Source organism: Humitalea sp. 24SJ18S-53 (assembly GCF_050632385.1).
Taxonomy (GTDB): domain Bacteria; phylum Pseudomonadota; class Alphaproteobacteria; order Acetobacterales; family Acetobacteraceae; genus Humitalea.
Genome location: NZ_CP192599.1, coordinates 3,582,500 through 3,599,531, shown reverse-complemented (window position 1 = coordinate 3,599,531; position 17,032 = coordinate 3,582,500). Strand labels below are relative to the sequence as shown.

14 protein-coding genes are annotated in these 17,032 nt (G+C 68.1%); 13 read left to right on the top strand and 1 reads right to left on the bottom strand.

What is annotated here, in order from left to right; genetic code table 11:
- Positions 1-33 precede the first annotated feature (33 nt).
- The 12 genes from ACQW02_RS17190 to ACQW02_RS17135 all read left to right on the top strand — a co-directional run bounded on the left by ACQW02_RS17190 (position 34) and on the right by ACQW02_RS17135 (position 15,316).
- Positions 34-891: a hypothetical protein gene (locus tag ACQW02_RS17190; protein ID WP_431281139.1), complete on the top strand. Its 858-nt coding sequence runs from the start codon at positions 34-36 to the stop codon at positions 889-891.
- Between the two features lie 171 nt (positions 892-1,062).
- On the top strand, positions 1,063-3,333 hold the full coding sequence (locus ACQW02_RS17185) for a cytochrome c3 family protein (RefSeq protein ID WP_431281138.1): 2,271 nt from the start codon (positions 1,063-1,065) through the stop codon (positions 3,331-3,333).
- A gap of 211 nt (positions 3,334-3,544) precedes the next feature.
- Positions 3,545-4,051: an OmpA/MotB family protein gene (locus ACQW02_RS17180; RefSeq protein WP_431281137.1), complete on the top strand. Its 507-nt coding sequence runs from the start codon at positions 3,545-3,547 to the stop codon at positions 4,049-4,051.
- A gap of 570 nt (positions 4,052-4,621) precedes the next feature.
- Positions 4,622-5,320, top strand: a complete 699-nt coding sequence (locus ACQW02_RS17175) for a GntR family transcriptional regulator (protein ID WP_431281136.1) — start codon at positions 4,622-4,624, stop codon at positions 5,318-5,320.
- Positions 5,317-7,383 (top strand): hydantoinase/oxoprolinase family protein, encoded by a 2,067-nt coding sequence (locus ACQW02_RS17170; protein ID WP_431285920.1) that lies wholly within the window; start codon positions 5,317-5,319, stop codon positions 7,381-7,383. The genes ACQW02_RS17175 and ACQW02_RS17170 overlap by 4 nt, the downstream gene beginning before the upstream one ends.
- Positions 7,380-8,987, top strand: a complete 1,608-nt coding sequence (locus ACQW02_RS17165) for a hydantoinase B/oxoprolinase family protein (RefSeq protein WP_431281135.1) — start codon at positions 7,380-7,382, stop codon at positions 8,985-8,987. The genes ACQW02_RS17170 and ACQW02_RS17165 overlap by 4 nt, the downstream gene beginning before the upstream one ends.
- Complete coding sequence (locus tag ACQW02_RS17160) at positions 8,987-9,604, top strand: TRAP transporter small permease subunit (RefSeq protein ID WP_431281134.1); 618 nt, start codon at positions 8,987-8,989, stop codon at positions 9,602-9,604. The genes ACQW02_RS17165 and ACQW02_RS17160 overlap by 1 nt, the downstream gene beginning before the upstream one ends.
- Positions 9,601-10,968 (top strand): TRAP transporter large permease, encoded by a 1,368-nt coding sequence (locus ACQW02_RS17155; protein WP_431281133.1) that lies wholly within the window; start codon positions 9,601-9,603, stop codon positions 10,966-10,968. Before ACQW02_RS17160 ends, ACQW02_RS17155 begins: the two co-directional genes overlap by 4 nt.
- Positions 10,969-10,978: 10 nt before the next feature.
- Positions 10,979-11,977 (top strand): dipeptidase, encoded by a 999-nt coding sequence (locus tag ACQW02_RS17150; protein ID WP_431285919.1) that lies wholly within the window; start codon positions 10,979-10,981, stop codon positions 11,975-11,977.
- A gap of 5 nt (positions 11,978-11,982) precedes the next feature.
- Positions 11,983-13,116 carry a M24 family metallopeptidase gene (locus tag ACQW02_RS17145; RefSeq protein ID WP_431281132.1) on the top strand — a complete coding sequence of 378 codons (1,134 nt, stop codon included), beginning with the start codon at positions 11,983-11,985 and terminating at the stop codon, positions 13,114-13,116.
- A 56-nt stretch (positions 13,117-13,172) separates the two neighbouring features.
- A complete protein-coding gene (locus tag ACQW02_RS17140; RefSeq protein WP_431281131.1) occupies positions 13,173-14,264 on the top strand; it encodes a TRAP transporter substrate-binding protein in 1,092 nt (363 codons plus the stop codon).
- 2 nt (positions 14,265-14,266) lie between these two features.
- Positions 14,267-15,316: a glutamate cyclase domain-containing protein gene (locus ACQW02_RS17135; RefSeq protein ID WP_431281130.1), complete on the top strand. Its 1,050-nt coding sequence runs from the start codon at positions 14,267-14,269 to the stop codon at positions 15,314-15,316.
- 270 nt (positions 15,317-15,586) lie between these two features.
- Here ACQW02_RS17135 and ACQW02_RS17130 read toward each other — a convergent pair whose 3' ends face one another.
- Positions 15,587-15,739 carry a hypothetical protein gene (locus tag ACQW02_RS17130; protein WP_431281129.1) on the bottom strand — a complete coding sequence of 51 codons (153 nt, stop codon included), beginning with the start codon at positions 15,737-15,739 and terminating at the stop codon, positions 15,587-15,589.
- 474 nt (positions 15,740-16,213) lie between these two features.
- On the opposite strand from ACQW02_RS17130, the gene ACQW02_RS17125 reads away from it, so the two are divergent.
- Complete coding sequence (locus ACQW02_RS17125; RefSeq protein WP_431281128.1) at positions 16,214-16,837, top strand: hypothetical protein; 624 nt, start codon at positions 16,214-16,216, stop codon at positions 16,835-16,837.
- The last annotated feature ends 195 nt before the right edge of the window (positions 16,838-17,032 follow it).

Genomic DNA, 17,032 nt, shown 5'->3' with positions numbered 1-17,032 from the left:
CTTGGCCTGATTCGGAGGGAAGGAAGTCGCGACATGATGTATCACATCAGGCGGTCCAATGCCGTAGCCGTGGCCCTGGTCGTTGTCGGCCTGGCCAATGGCGCCGCGGCGCAGGATACCGGGCTTCGACCGGGCTGGAGTTTCGACGTCGCGCCCTACGTCTGGCTGCCGACCGTGGGCGCCAACCTGCGCTACCATTTGCCTGGCAATATCAGCGGCACGGCGGATGTCTCGGCCGACCCCGGCACCTACACGGATGAACTGAACTTCGCGTTGGCCTTCGCCGGTTCGGCACGATACGACCGTTTCACGCTTCTCACGGATTTCATGTACGTCAGCGCCTCGGCCAGCACGAGCAATGTGGAATCGGCCAACATCATCGGTGTCGGGCGCAATCCGATCTCCAGCGTGGATAACATCGGCACCGACTCGACGCTCAAGACCACGCTTTGGACGCTCGCTGGCGGCTATACGCTCGCCTCGGGTCCTTGGGGGCATGTCGATGCGATTGGCGGCTTCCGCTACCTCGGCATCGATGCCTCCACCAACTACAATCTCTCCCTCCAGCTTATGGGGCCACGCGGCAATGCCGGGCCAACATTCGGCGGCAGCGGGCGCCTCTCCGGCAGCGACAACATCTGGAACGGCATTGTCGGCTTACGTGGGCGGCTGCGCCTGGGTGAGGGCGGCTTCTTCCTGCCCTACTACGTCGATGTCGGCACCGGTGATTCGAACCTGACCTGGCAGGCCTTCGGTGGCATCGGCTACCAGACGGGCCCGGTCGGCGTGTCGCTCGGCTGGCGTTACCTGTCCTTCGACCAGGGCGGCAATTCGCTGGTGCGGGACATGACGATGAGCGGCGCCTACCTGGCGGTGAACTTCAGCTTCTAAGGCAATCCAATCACACCAAAACCGGTGTGACCCCATGACCTCCGTGACGCAGCCCGGTGAGGATGTCGCGTGATGCCTGACCGGACAGCATCGGGACCATGTGCAGTCCACGGTCGGGCAGCGCGCGCGATAGCCGGGCTGTGCCTTGCGGCCTGCATCGCCGCGCCTTTTTTGCTGACCGCGCTGCTGGTCGGCACAGAACCAATCGCGGCCGGCGAAAGGGCACGCGCGGGTTTCGTCGGCACCACGACTTGCGCCACCTGCCACGCCGCCGAAGCAGCGGCCTGGCGGGGCAGCGACCACGCCCGCGCCATGGCCGCCGCCACGCCGGACAATGTGCTTGGCAATTTCTCCGGCGCCACCATCACCGATGGCCGCCACACGGCGACCTTTCTGCGTGACGGCGACCGCTTCGTCATCCGCACCGCCGGCCCTGGTGCCACGGTCGCGGATTTCGCGGTCAGCGAGACCTTCGGCGTCGCCCCGCTGCAGCAGTACCTGGTGCTCTTCCCCGATGGCCGCCGGCAGGTGCTGCCCTGGGCCTGGGACAGCCGTCCAGCCGACCTTGGCGGCCAGCGCTGGTACCACCTGTTGGCCAACGAGGTCCTGGCCGTCACCGATCCGCTGCACTGGACCGGGCGCGACCAGACCTGGAATTTCATGTGCGCGTCATGCCATTCGACGGGTGTTGTGCGGGGCTATGACGCGACCAGCGACCGCTACGACACGACCTGGACCGAGATCGCCGTCGGCTGCGAATCCTGCCATGGCCGGGGCGCGGCTCATGTCGCCTGGGCGCGTGCGACACCCCGCCCGCCGAACCCGGCGCTGGAGGTCGTGTTGCGCGACACCTCCGGTGGCGGTTGGCGCTTTGCCGAAGGCGATGCGCGCGGCATTACCCATTGGGGCGGCCCGCCCCGTCAGACCACGGCGCAGACCGAGATCTGCGCGCCCTGCCACGCCCGTGCCCGGCCGATCGTGGCCGATCCGCGCCCCGGGGCACGCTTCCTCGACACCCATGCCCCGGCCCTGCTGACGCCGGGTCTGTATCACGCCGATGGGCGGATCGATGGCGAGGTCTTCGAATGGGGCAGCTTTGCGCAATCACGCATGCAGCGTGCGGGCGTGACCTGTTCGGATTGCCACGACCCGCATAGTCAGCGCCTACGGGCGGAGGGCAATGCCGTCTGCGCGCAATGCCATCAGCCGGCGCGCTTTGACACCGCGGCGCATCATCACCACGCCCAGAACACCGAGGCCGCGCTATGCGTGTCCTGCCACATGCCCGCCGCCACCTACATGGGCGTGGACCGGCGGCGCGATCATGCCTTCCAGGTGCCGCGGCCGGATGTCGCGGCCGCGATCGGCACGCCGGATGTCTGTACCGGATGCCACACCGGGCAGACGCCGGGCTGGGCGGCCCGCCAGGTCGCCACCTGGTTCGGACCGACGCGACGCGACGATCCGCATCCGGCGCTGGCCATCGATGCCGGGCGATTGGGCGCGCGTGGCGCCGACATGGCGCTGGCAGCGGTCGCGACCGATCGCGCACGCCCCGCCATCCTGCGCGCCACGGCGATCGGGCTGCTCGCCACCCCGCCCAGCCAGGCCAGCGCCCAGGCCATCGGTGCGACCTTGCTCGACCCCGAGCCGCTGGTCCGTTCGGCGGCCCTGCGCGCGCTGGACGGGCTGCACCCGCGCAACCGCCTGCACGCCACGCGCTTCCTGGCCGACCCCAGGCTGCTGGTGCGGATCGAGGCCGCCCGCGCCCTGGCCCCGGTGCCGCTGGAAGCGATGCCCGAAGCCGCGAGGCCCGCCTTTGCCCGCGCCTGGGCCGAGTTACTGGCCAGCGAGCGGGTCGCCGCCGAAAGGCCGGAAGCGCATGTGAACATCGCGGGCCTGCTCGCCGCCCGGGGCGATATGGCCGGCGCCGAGGCCGCCTTCCGCGACGCTCTGGCGCGCGACCCGGTCTTCCTGTCGGCCCTGGTCAATATGGCGGATTTCGAAGCGCGACGCGGGCGGAACGACGCCGCCCTGGCGCTGCTGATCCGCGCCACCGAAGTCCATCCAGACAGTGCCGAGGCCCAGTTCGCGCTCGCCCTTGCGCAGGTGCGCGTCGGCCAGCCTATGGCGGCCTTGGCGCCGCTTGGCCGCGCCGTGGCGCTGGCGCCAGACCAGCCGCGCTATGCCTATGCGCGGGCGCTGGCGCTGCACGGCCTCGGCCGCACGGCAGAGGCCAGGGCGACCCTACGAGAGACGCTGGAACGCGCGCCCCGGAATCGCGACAGCCTGATCGCGCTGGCGACGATAGAGCGGGACTTGGCGAACGTCGCCGAAGCCGCACGTCTGGCCGCGGAGGCGGTGGCGCTGGACCCGCAGGATCGGGAGGCGGCCGCGCTGCTCGCGCAGCTGCGCGGCCTGCGCCCGCCGGGGCCACGCTGATGCGCCCCTGCCGCCGCGAAGGTCCGCACTGCCAGCACAGGGAGGAACAAAGCATTTCGCGCTCGCCGCGTCGACGCAGTCGCGCCGCGTTGTCAGAACCGGCCCCAGCAACCGACGATCCGCTTCGGCGCAGATGGCCTGGCCATCAACACCAATCACCCACAGAAAGGACGAACTCATGCACCGCCGTTTCCTAGCTATCGCCGCTCCGATGCTCGCCTCAGGCCTGCTGCTGGGCGGCTGCGTTTCCGAACAGCGCTACGACCAGCTGCAGCAGGCCTACACACAATTGCAGGCGCGCTATACGGCCGATGAAGCCACCATCCAGATGCTCCAGGGGCGACTGAAGGTCACCATGACCGACCGCGTGCTGTTCGCCTCCGGCGGATACCGGATCGATGCGCGCGCCCGCGAGACGCTGCTGAAGATGGTGCCGACCTTGCAAGGGCTGACCAATACCCGCGTCATCATCGAAGGCTACACCGACACGACGCCGGTCGGGCCGGAACTGCGGCTGGAGGGTATTTCCTCTAACCTCGACCTGTCCTCCCGCCGGGCGGATACCGTGGCCGATGTGCTGATCGCCGGTGGCGTGCCGCGCAACATCGTCTCGGCCGATGGTCGTGGTGAGGCGAATCCGGTCGCGCCGAACGACACGCCGGCCGGCCGGGCGCAGAACCGCCGCATCGAGGTGACGCTGGTCGGCGCGGGTAACTGAGCGCCAGGCCCACGCGGGGCCATTCGTGACTGGGCCGTGCCGTCGGCGCGGCCCCGCGCCAAGACCGGTAGCGCCGCCGCGGGCGCCTGAAGAACGATGCCTTGCCATAACCATTCAACACGCAGCGCGCGCTGCTGCCTTGCTTCTTCTGGCCTCGGCGCCGGCCTTTGCCCAGACTCCGTCGGCAATGCCCGGGGCCGCCACCCAGAGCACCAGCCCGGCCCCGGGGCTGATCCTTCGAGTTCACGCCGTATGCCTGGCTGGCCGGTGTCAGCGGCACCGCGACCTACTCGGACCCGCGGCGTGGCCGCGGCGACCTCACCGCCATATCGCCCGATGCCCTGAGGGTCGGCAGCATGACGACCGCGACCAGCATCACAGTCCGCGTGCCGCTGGCCACGGCCATCACGCTCTTGGCGTCACGCCCAGGCGGATTTTTGCACATGCATGAGGCGAAGCGCCTTTCTCTGCGGCGCTGGCGTGCTCGCGTCCCCGAAGAGGTGTGAATCGTTCCGCAAATCTGATCAACAAACTGGTTGACCATTTTATCAACCAAAATAGGCTGACGCCATGAGCAACCTCCTCTCGCCCCCAGAAGACCCCCCAGGGACACCAGACGCCCCGGACCGCCGCTCGGTCGCCGAGGTCGTGGCGATCCTGCGCCAGCGCATCGTCACCCGAATCCTCGCCCCGGGGGCCAGAATCCGGGAACGCGACATCGCCACGGAGCTAGGGGCATCCCGCGCCGTCATCCGCGACGCGCTCGCCACACTGGCGCAGCGTCACCTCGTGAAGCGCTACCCTAATCGGGGGGCGGAGGTCGCCCGCCTGGGCCGCGCCGAAATCCTCTCCCTCTACGAGGTGCGGGAAGGCGTCGAGGGCCTTTGCGCCCGGCTTGCCACCGAACGCGCCCCGCCTGGGCATTGGGCCGACCTCGTCGCGCTGTTCGGCGCACCGGCCGAGGCGGCGATCGAACGCCACGCCTTCGATATCTACGTCGGCTACATCGTCCAGTTGGACAACCGCATGATCGCGGCGGCCGCCAATCCGGACCTGGAAGAACTGCTTGGCGCCCTGGCCGATCGCAGCGCGGTGCTGGCGCGGCGCTCGGTCTTCCTGCCCGGGCGCGCGGCGCAGGGGCTTGTCCTGCACCGCGCCACCCTGGACGCCATGCACCGCAGGGACGCCGTGGCCGCCGAGCAGATCAAGCGCGAGAACCTGCGCCTCGCCCGCGACTACCTGATCCGTTTCGAGGAGTATGTGGTCTGAGCCCTTCCACATCGCTGCCGCGCGGCGGCTGGGTCGTCGGCATCGACGTCGGTGGCACATTCACCGATATCGTCGCGGTCCATGCCGGCAGCGGCGAACGCCATGTGGCCAAGATCCCCTCGACCCCCGGCCGCCCGGCGAGCGCGATGGTGGAGGGGTTGCACCATCTGCTGGCGCTGGCCGGCATCCCGGCGGAAACCGTCGGCCGCATCGCGCATGGCACCACCGTCGCGACGAACGCGCTGATCCAGGGCAGCGGCGCGCGGCTCGCGCTGGTGACCACGGAGGGGTTCCGCGACGTGCTGGAAATCGGCCGCCAGGTGCGGCCGCATATGTTCGACCTGTATATCGACCCGCCGCCCCCGCTGGTGCCGCGTGAGCGGCGGCTGGAACTGGGTGAACGGATCACCGCCGATGGCTCCGTCCGCCGCGCGCCGGACCCGGCGGCTATCGCGGCGGTCGTAGAGGCGGTGCGCCAGGCGGATGTGGAGGCTTGCGCCGTCTGCTTCCTCTTCGCCTTCCGCAATCCGGCCCATGAAGCCGCCCTGCGCGATGCGCTGCACGCTGCCCTGCCCGATCTGCCAATCAGCCTGTCGTCCGAGGTTCACCCCGAGTTCCGCGAATACGAAAGGTTTTCGACCACCGTCATCAACGCCTATGTCCAGCCGGTGATGGCCGGCTACCTGCGGGACCTCGCGGCGGGCATGGCACAGACCGCACCGGGCGCCGCCATCGGCATCAACCAGTCAAGCGGCGGCCTGATGTCGCTGGACCGGGCGATCCAATTGCCGGTGCGCACGGCCCTGTCCGGCCCCGCCGCTGGCGTTGTCGGCGCCATCCGTGCGGTCGGCGCGCGGCACCCCGATCTCATCACCCTCGACATGGGCGGTACCAGCGCCGACGTGAGCCTGGTGCGCGACCGCACGCCCGGGCTGCACGCCAGCCGGGAGGTCGAGGGCTATCCCGTGCGCCTGCCGGCGCTGGACATCACCGCGGTCGGCGCGGGGGGCGGGTCCATCGCCTGGATCGACCGCGACGGGCTGCTTAAGGTCGGGCCGCAGAGCGCGGGCGCGCGGCCCGGCCCCGCCTGCTACGGCCGCGGCGGCACGCTGCCGACGGTCAGCGATGCCAATCTGGTCCTGGGGCGGCTTTCACCATCACTCGCGGATGGCGGCGTGCGGCTGGATGTCGCGGCGGCGCAGCGGGTGATCGCGACCCTGGCGGCCAGGCTTGGCCTGACATCCGAAGCGACCGCGCTTGGCGTGATCCGCATCGTGAATTCCAACATGGTGCGCGCGATCCGACGTATCTCGGTGGAACGTGGCCATGATCCGCGCCAGTTCGACCTGGTGCCCTTCGGCGGCGCGGGCCCGCTGCATGCGGCGGAGGTGGCGCGCAGTCTGGGCATCCGGCGGATGGTGGTGCCGCATTCGCCCGGGCTGCTCTGCGCGGAGGGTCTTCTGGGGGCGGAGCAGCGCGAAGACTTCGTACAATCCGTCCTGCTGCCCCTGCGTGCCGAGTCGACCGTGGCACTGGCCGAAGGACTCGCCGCGCTGGCGCGCCGTACCGATGCCTGGTTTCTGGCCGAGGGGGTCGCGCCGGGCCGCCGGCGCCTGCAGGCCGGCTGCGACCTGCGCTACGTCGGGCAGAATTTTGAGCTGACCTTGCCGATCACGGACTGGCCGGCCAGGCCGCTCGATCAATTGGCGCTGCACCAGGCCTTTTGCGCAATGCATGAACGCAGCTACGGCTTCCAGGATCCCCTGGCGCCGGTCGAGGTGGTAAACTTGCGGTTTGATGCCGTGGCAACCAATGATCTGCCGCCGGCAGCATCGGCCACCGCGCGTTCCCCCATTGTGGCGACAACCGCCTCCCGCGCCGTGCTGTTCGAGGCGATGGACTGGACGGAAACGCCGGTGCTGCGTCGCGAGACATTGCGTGTCGGTGAGGTCGTGCTGGGGCCCATGGTGCTCGAACAGCTCGATGCGACGATCCTGCTCGCCGCCGGCGACCGCGGCCAGGTCGATGACGTGGGCAATCTTGTCGTGGATCTCGCGCCATGAGGACTGGCCCCGCCGACCCCATCACCCTGGAGGTGATCCACAACGCGCTGCGTTCGATCGCCGACGAGACCTTCCTGGCGCTGATGCGCAGTGCCTATTCCGGCAATATCAAGGAAAGACGGGACCACAGCACCGCGATCATCGACCCCGGGGGGCGGCTGATCGCCCAGGCCGCGCAATCGCTGCCGATCCATCTGAGCGGGCTGATCGGGTTGATCGGCGCGCTGCGCGCCAAGCATCCGCTGGACACCATCGCCCCGGGCGACCTCTTCATCGCGAATGATCCCTATGCGGGCGGCGGGTCGCATCTGCCGGATATCAACACGGCGGCGCCCGTCTTCATCGATGGCCGGCTGATCTGCTTCGTATGCACCATCGCGCATCATTCGGATATCGGCGGCGCGCGCCCCGGCAGCATGGCGAGCGGGCTGACCGAGATCTACCAGGAAGGCATCCGCATCCCGGTGGTGAAGCTGTTCGAGCGTGGACGGCTTCTGCAGGATGTCTTCGACCTGATCTTGCTGAACATGCGGATGAAGGAAGAACGCCTGGGCGATTTCCGCGCCCAGTTCGCGGCCAGCCGCCTCGGCCTGCGGCGCTTCGAGGAGCTGGCGGCGAGCTATGGCGCCGATGCCCTGATCCTCGCCTTCGACGACATCCTTGCCGCCACGGCGCGACGCATGCGGCTGGCGATCTCCGAGATCCCCGACGGCACCTACGGTTTCCAGGATCTCCTGGATGGCGATGGGCTGGCCGCGCATGACATTCCCATCGCCGTCCGGATCGACGTGACGGGCGATCGCATGCTGCTGGACTTCGCCGGCTCAGGCCCGCAGGTGCCGGGCAATATCAACCTGGTGCTGAACGGGCTGCATTCGACCGTCGCCTTCGCCCTGAAATGCCTGCTGGATCCGGAGGCACCGAACAATCATGGGCTGATGCTGCCGATCGAGGTGGTGGCGCCGGAGGGGTCGGTCGTCGCCGCCAGCTATCCCGCCGCCGTCGCGCATCGGGTGATGACCGCCATGCGCGTGGTCGATGTGATCCTGGGTGCCTTCGCGCAGGTGCTGCCGCATCGCGTCACCGCGGCGGCCAATGGTTCCAACACCGCGGCGATGTTCTATGGCCGCCATCCGGCGAGTGGCCGCGAATTCGTCTATTTCGAAACTTTGGGCGGCGGCGGCGGGGCGCGGCACCAAAAACCCGGCAAGGATGGCGTCCAGGCCTACCTGACCAATACCTCCAACCTGCCGGTCGAGGCGATCGAGGCCGAGTATCCCCTGTTGATCGAGCGCTATGCGCTGGTCGAGGGCTCCGGTGGCGCCGGACTGCATCGCGGCGGCCTGGGCATCCGGCGCGAGGTGCGGCCGCTGGGCGACGGCGCGATGTTCAGCGGCGCCGGCGAGCGCTTCGTGCATCGGCCATGGGGTCTGGATGGCGGCGGCGCTGGCGCCGCCGGCCGCTTCCTGCTGCGGGACGACGACGGTACCGAACGCCGGCTGCCCGACAAGCCCGACCTGATGCCGGTGCGATCCGACCAGGTGCTGATCATCGAAACGCCGGGTGGCGGCGGCTTCGGCAACCCTGACGCGGTTGGTGGGTGATGGCTCAGACTTACCTTGCCTTGCGGATCGCGACCGGCCTGCGACGCCTGCTGGAACGCATCGGCGGCTGGATGGGTGTAGCAGCCGGCTGGATCTATGTTGGAATCGCGATCTTCGTGACGGCCGATGTGCTGAGCCGCCGCTTCCTGGGCACGAGTTCGGGCGGCACTACGGAGGTGTCCGGCTACATGATGGGTTTCGGCATCGCCTGGGGGGTGGCGCAGGCGATGACCGACCGCGCGCATGTGCGGATCGATGTGCTGGTCATGCGCCTGCCGCTGGCGGCGCGGCAGTTGCTGCATGTCTTCTCCCTGGCACTGTTGACGCTGCTGATGATCGTGGTCGCCTGGTCGTCGATCGGCGTGGTCGAGGAATCGATTCTCTTCGACACGCGCGACATCAGCGCGTTGGCGGTGCCCCTGGTCGTACCGCAAAGTCTCTGGGCCTTCGGGCTGTGCTTCTTCGCGCTGCTGCTGGTGGCCATGCTGCTGGAAAGCCTCTGCCTGCTCATCGCCGGCCGCGGCGCCGAGGTGGATGCGATGCTGCGCCCGCGCAGCTACGAGGAAGAGACGCAGGAAACCCTGATCGCCCTTTCGAAAGTGGAGGGCACGCCATGATCGCAGTCGTCTTCATCGGCGTGTTGCTGGCCGTCGCCGTCGGCCTCGCCTTCAACGGCGCCGCCACGGATCTGCCGATATCGGAGATACTGGTCCTCTGCGGCCTCTTCGCGGCCTTCTTTGGCGCGGGGGTCTATATCGCGGCGACGCTCGGCATCCTCGGCCTGCTCGCGGGCCTGGCCTTTTCCAGCCGTCCCTTCTGGCTGTTCCTTGGTGAGATCGCCTGGACCACCACGACCAACTACGTGCTGATCGCGATGCCGCTATTCCTGCTGATGGGCGAGATCCTGTTGCGGGCGGGCATTTCGGACCGGCTGTACAAGGCGCTGGGGCTTTGGATGAACCGCGTCCCGGGCGGGTTGCTGCATACGAACATCATGTCCTGCGCGCTGTTCTCGGCGATCTCCGGCTCGAGCATCGCGACCGCGGCGACCATGGGTTCGGTGGCGCTGCCGTATTTCGAGAAGACGAATTACGACCGCCGCATGGTACTGGGCAGCCTCGCGGCCGGTGGGGCGCTGGGCAATCTCATCCCACCGGGCATCACCTTCATCATCTATGCGCTGCTGACCAATACCTCGGTCGGCAAGCTGTATCTGGCGGCGGTCGGGCCGGGCCTGCTCGTGACGGTGCTTTTCCTGGCCTATATCTTCGTCAAGGGGCTGCGCGGGCCGCGCATGGACGCGCCCAAGGTGCCCTTGCTGGTGAAGCTGTTGGGCCTGGTCGATCTGGTGCCGACGCTGGCGCTTGGGCTGGTTGTGCTGGGGTCGATGTATGGCGGCCTCGCGACCCCCACCGAGGCCGCGGCCCTGGGTGCCGTGGCGGCGGTGGTCTTCGCCGCGCTGGCGGGAAAATTCAACCTGCGCATGCTGCATGAATCGGCGCTGGCGACGGCACGGAACACCGCGCTGGTCGGACTGATCCTGATCAGCGCCTTCCTGCTGAACTACGTGCTGACCAGCCTGGATGTGCCGCGCCTGGTCGCGGGCTTCGTCACCGGCCTGCCGCTGCCCGCCTGGGCGCTGATGGCGATGATCATCGGTCTGTATTTCGCCCTGGGCACCTTCATGGAAGGCTTTTCCATGATCATCACCACCATCCCGGTGGTCTTCCCGATCGTCACGGCGCTTGGCTACGACGCCGTCTGGTTCGGCGTGATCGTGACCATGCTGATCGAGATCGCCTTGATCACCCCGCCCGACGGCACCGTCATGTATGTGCTGCAAGGGCTACGGCGGCCGTCCGGGCCGATCACCGATATCTTCGCCGGCGTCACGCCCTTCGTTGCGCTCTATGTCGCCGCGGTCGTGCTGCTTGTCGTCTTTCCCAGCATCGCCCTGTGGCTGCCATCTCTTCAGGATTGAAAGAGTGACGATGACATCTTCCTCCTCCCCCCTGCTCATCGATCTGCTCGGTGGCACGATCGGCACGCTGACCCCGCCGAAGGATGCGCCGCGGGACTACGGCCGCAAGCTGACGACCGCGGGCGTGCATGCCTTCACGGTCACCATGGGCCTCTATGCCCGTGATATCCGACCGATCTTGCGCGAGTTCTACGACTTCGACTGCGTCTTCGAACAGGTGCCCGACCGTGTCCTGCAGGTCCGTACCGCGGATGACATCCTGCTGGCGCGCGACACGGGGCGCGTGGGCGTCATCCAGGGCGTGCAAGGGCTGCATTTCATCGAGGAGGAGACCGCCTTCATTCCCGTGCTGGCGAAACTGGGGCTGCGGGTGGCGGCGCTGACCTATAACGAAACCACGCAATTCGGCGCGGGCTGCCTGGAGCCGCGCGACGATGGGCTGACGCTGCTGGGCATTCGCGCGGTGCAGGAGTTGAACCGCAGCAAGGTGCTGGTGGATGTGTCCCACGCCGGATGCCGGACCTCCCTGGATATCATCGCCAATAGCAGCCAGCCGGTCGTCGCGACGCATTCCAACGCCGATGCGGTGACGCGCAGCGGCCGCAACCTGACCGATGAGCAGATACGCGCCATCGCCACATCCGGCGGCGTGATCGGCATCTCGCCCTACTCCCCCTTCATCCACAAGGACGGGAAGGCCAGGCCGGACCTGGAGGATGTCGTCGATCACATGGCCTATGTCGCCCGGCTGGTCGGGGCGGAACACGTCGCCATCGGCACGGATTTCTTCCCGCACACCAAGGTGAAGTGGGAGAACACGACGCGCCGGATGTATCCGGGCATGGTCGGCCCCTATCTGTTCGAGGATCTCTACGCCGAGGGCCTGGCCGACCATCCGGACATGCCAGCCCTGGCACCGGCGCTGGCGCGGCGCGGTTTCTCGCCCGCCGAGGTCGAGGGCATCCTTGGGCTGAACGCGCTGCGCGTGTTGCGCGCGGTCTGGGGCTGACCGCCATGCTGCTGAACATCGACAGGGCACGGGCGTTGATGGAGCAGCACGGGCTGGACGCGATCCTGCTCGGGCATCCCAACAACTTCATCTATGCAACCGACTATCTGGTGCCAAGCACCTTCTCCTTCCTCGACCGCCCCTTCCTGGCGCTGCTGTTCCGCGATCCCGCGCGAGAGGCCGTGGCGATCGTGCCAAGCTGGGATTTCGACGACATGCGCCGGCGGTCCTGGATCCGTCGCGTGATCGGCTACACCGAATACGCCACCGACCAGGATGGCGATCTGGTGGCGAACTGGCGCGTGGCGCTGGACCACGCCCTGGCTGGCCCCGCCCGGTCCCTGCGGCTGGGTGTCGAGGAACGCTATCTGCCACTGTGGATCAGCCGCGAGGTGGTGGGCCATCCCGCCGTGGGCGCCGTCGTCGATGCGACCTCCATCATCCGCGACATCCGCGCGGTGAAGACGCCCGAGGAGATCCTGCGCTGCCGCCGCGCCGCCGAGATCATGGAGACGGCGGTGGAGGAAATGTTCGCGTCCCTGCACGACGGGATCACGGAACGCGAGGCGGCCCGCGTCTATGCCAGCGCCGTCAGCCGCCAGGGCGGCGAGAACATCGCCAACTTCGTCCTCGGCTTCGGCCCCGCCAGCGCCTTCTCCCACTGCATTCCGGAAGACCGCGCCCTGCGGCCCGGCGATGTCGTGCGCTTCGATCTTGGCGCGCGCTACATGGGCTATCACGCCGATACCGCCGTTTCGCGCTTCTGGCGCGGGCCGACCGCGGAGCAGGCGCGGATCTATGGGGCCGTGCTGGACAGCCAGCGCGCGGCGGCCGCCTTGCTCCGCCCGGGCGTGCCGGTGGCCGAACTCTATCGCGCCGCGATCGCCACGGCACGCGAGGTGCTGCCGCGCTTCCGCATGGAACATGTCGGCCACGGCATAGGCGTGGAGCACCACGAGAACCCGCCGCTGATCGGCAGCGGCGATGTGGTGCTGGAAGCGAACATGGTGATCAACGTCGAGACGCTGTTCCTGGACCCCATCCATGGCGGCTTCGCGGTCGAGGACACCTACCTGATCACCCCATCGGGGGCCGAGCAATGGACCGGCTTCGACCGGAACCCGACCGTCGGTCCATGACGTAGGAACGCAGCGCCCAAGACAGTCACCTCGCACACAGACGGAAAGGACATCCCATGATTGCCAAGCGCACCATCGCCGCGACTGTCGCGGTCCTGGCCGCCGGATTCTTCGGTCCGGCCGCCTGGTCGCAGGAACCCAGCCTCGCGGCCGGGCCCCGCGTGACCATCAACACCATCACGCAGACGCTGCCCACCCTGCCGCAATACACGCAGGTGGAACTGCCGATCTTCCGTGAACGCGTGCCGGCGTGGAGCAATGGGCGCGTCGAATTCCGCCCAAGCACCTGGGCGGAATCCGGCGTCACCGGCAGCAATATCCTGCGCGTCGTGCGCCAGGGCCAGGCCGAGATCAGCGCGGCCCCCCTGGCCTCCGTTGCCGGCGATGTGCCTTTCGTGGAGATCGCCGACCTGGCGGGGCTGAGCCCGACGATCGAACGCGCGCGCGCGATCTCGGCGGCCGTCGTCAATGCCTCGAACCGCGAGATGGAACGCTTCGGGCTGCGTATCATCGGGACCTATGTCTTCCCGGCCAATGTGATTTTCTGCCGCCAGCCCCTGGCCTCCCTGGCTGATCTGGCGGGGCGCAAGGTGCGCACCTTCGGCCCCTCGCAGAACGATCTGGTGGAACAGCTCGGCGCCCAGGCCGTGAGCATCGCCTTCCCCGAAGTCTATGGCGCGCTGGAACGCGGTGTCGCCGATTGCGCCGTCACGGCCGCGCTGTCAGGCAATGCCGCCAAGTGGTTCGAGGTGACGACCCATATGTACAACCTGCCGGTGTCCTGGGGCATCGGCGGCTACTACGTCAGCCTGCGCTGGTGGAACAGCCTGGACCCGGCGGTGCGCGGCTTTGTCGAGCAGGTCTTCAAGCGGATCGAGGATGAGCAGTGGGCGCTCGGCCTCAACGGGACCGCCGATGGCGTGGCCTGCAACATCGGCGACGCCAGCGGTTGCCGCACCGGCACGTTGGTCACCGGCGCGCGCCGCATGACCGTGGTGGAACCGAATGACGCCGACCGCGCCCGCGTGCAGTCCATCCTGCAAGGCGCCGTGCTGACCAATTGGGTTCGCCGTTGCGGGGCGCGCTGCGGCACGCAGTTCAACGAGATCGTCGCGCCGGTTGTCGGCTTCCGCTACGCAGGTAACTGACCATGCTGGATGATGGTGCCGCCCTGACCTTCGACCGCGCCATTGGCGAGGCGATCGACCGGTTGATCTGTGTCGAGATGCGCTTCTCCTCCGGCCTCCCGCGCGGCGTGATCCACCGCCTGTATGATGCGGCGCGTGCCTGGCAGGAGGAGCCGCTGACAACCCGGGCCGCGGAGGCGCTGGCGCGGCGCATCCGCCCCGGCGATCGCGTGCTGGTGGTCACCGGGGCGGGGGCGCCGCCCTGGCTGCCCTTCGGTGAGACGGACGGCCCCCTCGGTGCCGCCGCCATCGCGCGGGGGCTGGACATCGGCCTTGGCGCGAAGCCGGTGCTGGTGTCGGAGGAGCGCAACCTTCCCGCCATCGTCGCGGCGACCGAGGGCATCGGCCTCGCGGTCCTCCCCATGGCCTGGTTCGAGGAACGCAGCGCCTGCGCGACCACGGATGCGCTGCTGCTGGGCGAGGAAGCGGGCCCTGCTTCGGCGCGGGCAATCCTGGCGCGCCACAAGCCCACAGCGGTCGTCTTCGTGGAAAAGGGCGGGCCGAATGCAAAGGGCGTCTTCCACACCATCACCGGGCGCGGGCGGTCCGCGGATGTGATGGCCAGCGCGCATGTGCTCGCCGAGGAAGCACGCGCCGCCGGCATCCTGACGATCGGGATCGGCGACGGCGGGAATGAGATCGGCTTCGGCGCCGTGGCGGAGGCGGTGCGTGACATCCAACCCTTCGGCCGGCGCTGCGCCTGCCCCTGCGGCGAGGGGATCGCGACGGTGGTGGAAACCGACAGCCTGGTGGTCGCGGCGATTTCGAACTGGGGCGCCTATGGTGTCATGGCGGCCCTGGCCTGCGCGCTGGGCGACCGGCACATCCTGCACGACGCGGCGGCGGAGCGCCGGATGCTGCTGCGCTGCGTGGAGAAGGGCGCGGTGGATGGCATCCTGGGCCGGCTTGAGCCCGGGGTGGATGGCACGACCCCGGAGTCCCAGGAGGCGATGCTGACCCTCCTCGGCAACCTCGTGGACAATGCCCTGCGGGCCGGGCAGCGGTCGTTTTAGTTTTGTGAATATACGGACGCCTATCCGGAGTTTCGTAGGTCGTTCGCGCACACTTGCGGCTTGCACATGACCCTGCCCCCTGTCTGGGGCGTGCTGCGAAGGCGTTGGGGGTAAGCCCGTTCAGGCTCGTGTGGGGGCGTTCGATGTTGTCGTCCGTCCTTCGTGTTTCGATGATCCGCGGCGCCATGCCTGCCAAGCCGCAGGCGCGATGTTGCGAATAGTCTTTCTCCCGGATCGTCCAGGTCACGGCATTGTGCCGTGAGCCACGCGTCAGAAGTTTTTTGCCGACATCTCCCACAGCGTCGAAACGTCGAGCATGGAGTCCGCCAGCAGCTTCTTCAGCAATCGCATCGCGGAGAACGCGACCAGAGACCAGGCGCTGCTGCGTGATGCGCTCGCCGCAGTGCAGGCGGCGCCGGACATCCTCGCGGCGGCTGGAGAGGCCGTGTCCGCGGATCCCGCCGAGGGGGACCGAGACGGCGGACCTGTGGCCCATCACCTCAGCCGCCTCGCGCGACCGATACGAGACCGATGAGCGCAGTCATTTCCGGGCCATAAGTGGTCCGACGGCCTTGCCGAAGCACGTCAGGGGGCTGGCAACCGACGACCGCGCTCAGGCCGTGGAGGGCGAGCGGGCCGCCTTTCCGTGCCGAGCCAGATGTGGTGGGTGCCAGCGGCCCCCCCGAAAAGCGGGGCGGCCACGTGTCAAGTCATCGCGCATATCCGAGAGGTCGCCGCATCCAGCGGGTAGACGCCAGGGCATGGGCGCGAGAGCGACGTGCGGCCCTCGAATTCCGCTCCCTCAAGCGCGCGCAATCGGCCGAACCGTCGAAGAAATGATTGGCTGCGCGGCTGGTGGTGTTTAGGCTGTCTCCCGACCAGGGGAAGTTGCGGACCATGAGCGTCGAAAGCGAGATGAGCTCATATAATGCCGGTGCTGCCGGCGGCCTCTATACTGGCAACTCGACCACCGACTTAGCGGCTTACAACGCCGGTGCGGCGAGCCGGTCAGGTGCTGGCGCAGCCGGCGGTGGCGGTGGCGCCATGGTGGCACTGATCCCGTTGATGCTGGCTTCGATCCCGGCCTTGGCGATCGGCACCTGCATCTTCCCTTTGGCTGGCATCCTGACGCTGGTCGGCACCTCGCTGATCGCTGGCGTGCTGCCAGACAACGTCGGCTTCTGGGTCATGATCATGGTCGTCTTGCTGCCCGGCTTCTTCATCTTCGTGCTCGGCCTCAAGCTGGAACGCGTATTGGAGCAGCACCGGTGGTATCGCCGGCTGCGCCATGGCGCGCGCCTGCTGGTCGTGGGGTTTGTGGCGCATGTGATCGCCTTTGCCTTCAACGGCGCCGGCCGCTACGGTGCACAGGTTGATTTCTTTGACAGGATCACGCTGCCGCATGTGATCGCGGTCACCGCGGCCGTAGTGTCAGCGCATTTTCTGTTCCGCCGGTTGGACCGAAAGTTCGGCGACGCCGCGACATTCAGCAAACGCTTCACGTTTCGCCGGACGGCCTGACCGCCGCGCCACGTGGCGGCGTCCGTGCCGCTCGCCTGCTTCGTGTTCAGCGGTGCGTTGCCCTTCGGCTCGATTTTCGCATTACCAAAGCACCACGCCATCAACGGCTGAGCTGCATGGCAAAGCGTGCCCTCCGCCATGCGAAGGTGCAGGGCCAAGGCGGGCGCCTGATCAACATCCCCGTCCCGATCAACA

Bases quoted from the DNA above. Each gene is read 5' to 3' on its own strand.
- ACQW02_RS17125 (WP_431281128.1), top strand. From the start codon at position 16,214: ATGAGCGTCGAAAGCGAGATGAGCTCATATAATGCCGGTGCTGCCGGC.
- ACQW02_RS17165 (WP_431281135.1), top strand. From the start codon at position 7,380: ATGAGGACTGGCCCCGCCGACCCCATCACCCTGGAGGTGATCCACAAC.
- ACQW02_RS17155 (WP_431281133.1), top strand. From the start codon at position 9,601: ATGATCGCAGTCGTCTTCATCGGCGTGTTGCTGGCCGTCGCCGTCGGC.
- ACQW02_RS17160 (WP_431281134.1), top strand. From the start codon at position 8,987: ATGGCTCAGACTTACCTTGCCTTGCGGATCGCGACCGGCCTGCGACGC.
- ACQW02_RS17190 (WP_431281139.1), top strand. From the start codon at position 34: ATGATGTATCACATCAGGCGGTCCAATGCCGTAGCCGTGGCCCTGGTC.
- ACQW02_RS17140 (WP_431281131.1), top strand. From the start codon at position 13,173: ATGATTGCCAAGCGCACCATCGCCGCGACTGTCGCGGTCCTGGCCGCC.
- ACQW02_RS17150 (WP_431285919.1), top strand. From the start codon at position 10,979: ATGACATCTTCCTCCTCCCCCCTGCTCATCGATCTGCTCGGTGGCACG.
- ACQW02_RS17145 (WP_431281132.1), top strand. From the start codon at position 11,983: ATGCTGCTGAACATCGACAGGGCACGGGCGTTGATGGAGCAGCACGGG.
- ACQW02_RS17135 (WP_431281130.1), top strand. From the start codon at position 14,267: ATGCTGGATGATGGTGCCGCCCTGACCTTCGACCGCGCCATTGGCGAG.
- ACQW02_RS17180 (WP_431281137.1), top strand. From the start codon at position 3,545: ATGCTCGCCTCAGGCCTGCTGCTGGGCGGCTGCGTTTCCGAACAGCGC.
- ACQW02_RS17175 (WP_431281136.1), top strand. From the start codon at position 4,622: ATGAGCAACCTCCTCTCGCCCCCAGAAGACCCCCCAGGGACACCAGAC.
- ACQW02_RS17130 (WP_431281129.1), bottom strand. From the start codon at position 15,739: ATGTCCGGCGCCGCCTGCACTGCGGCGAGCGCATCACGCAGCAGCGCC.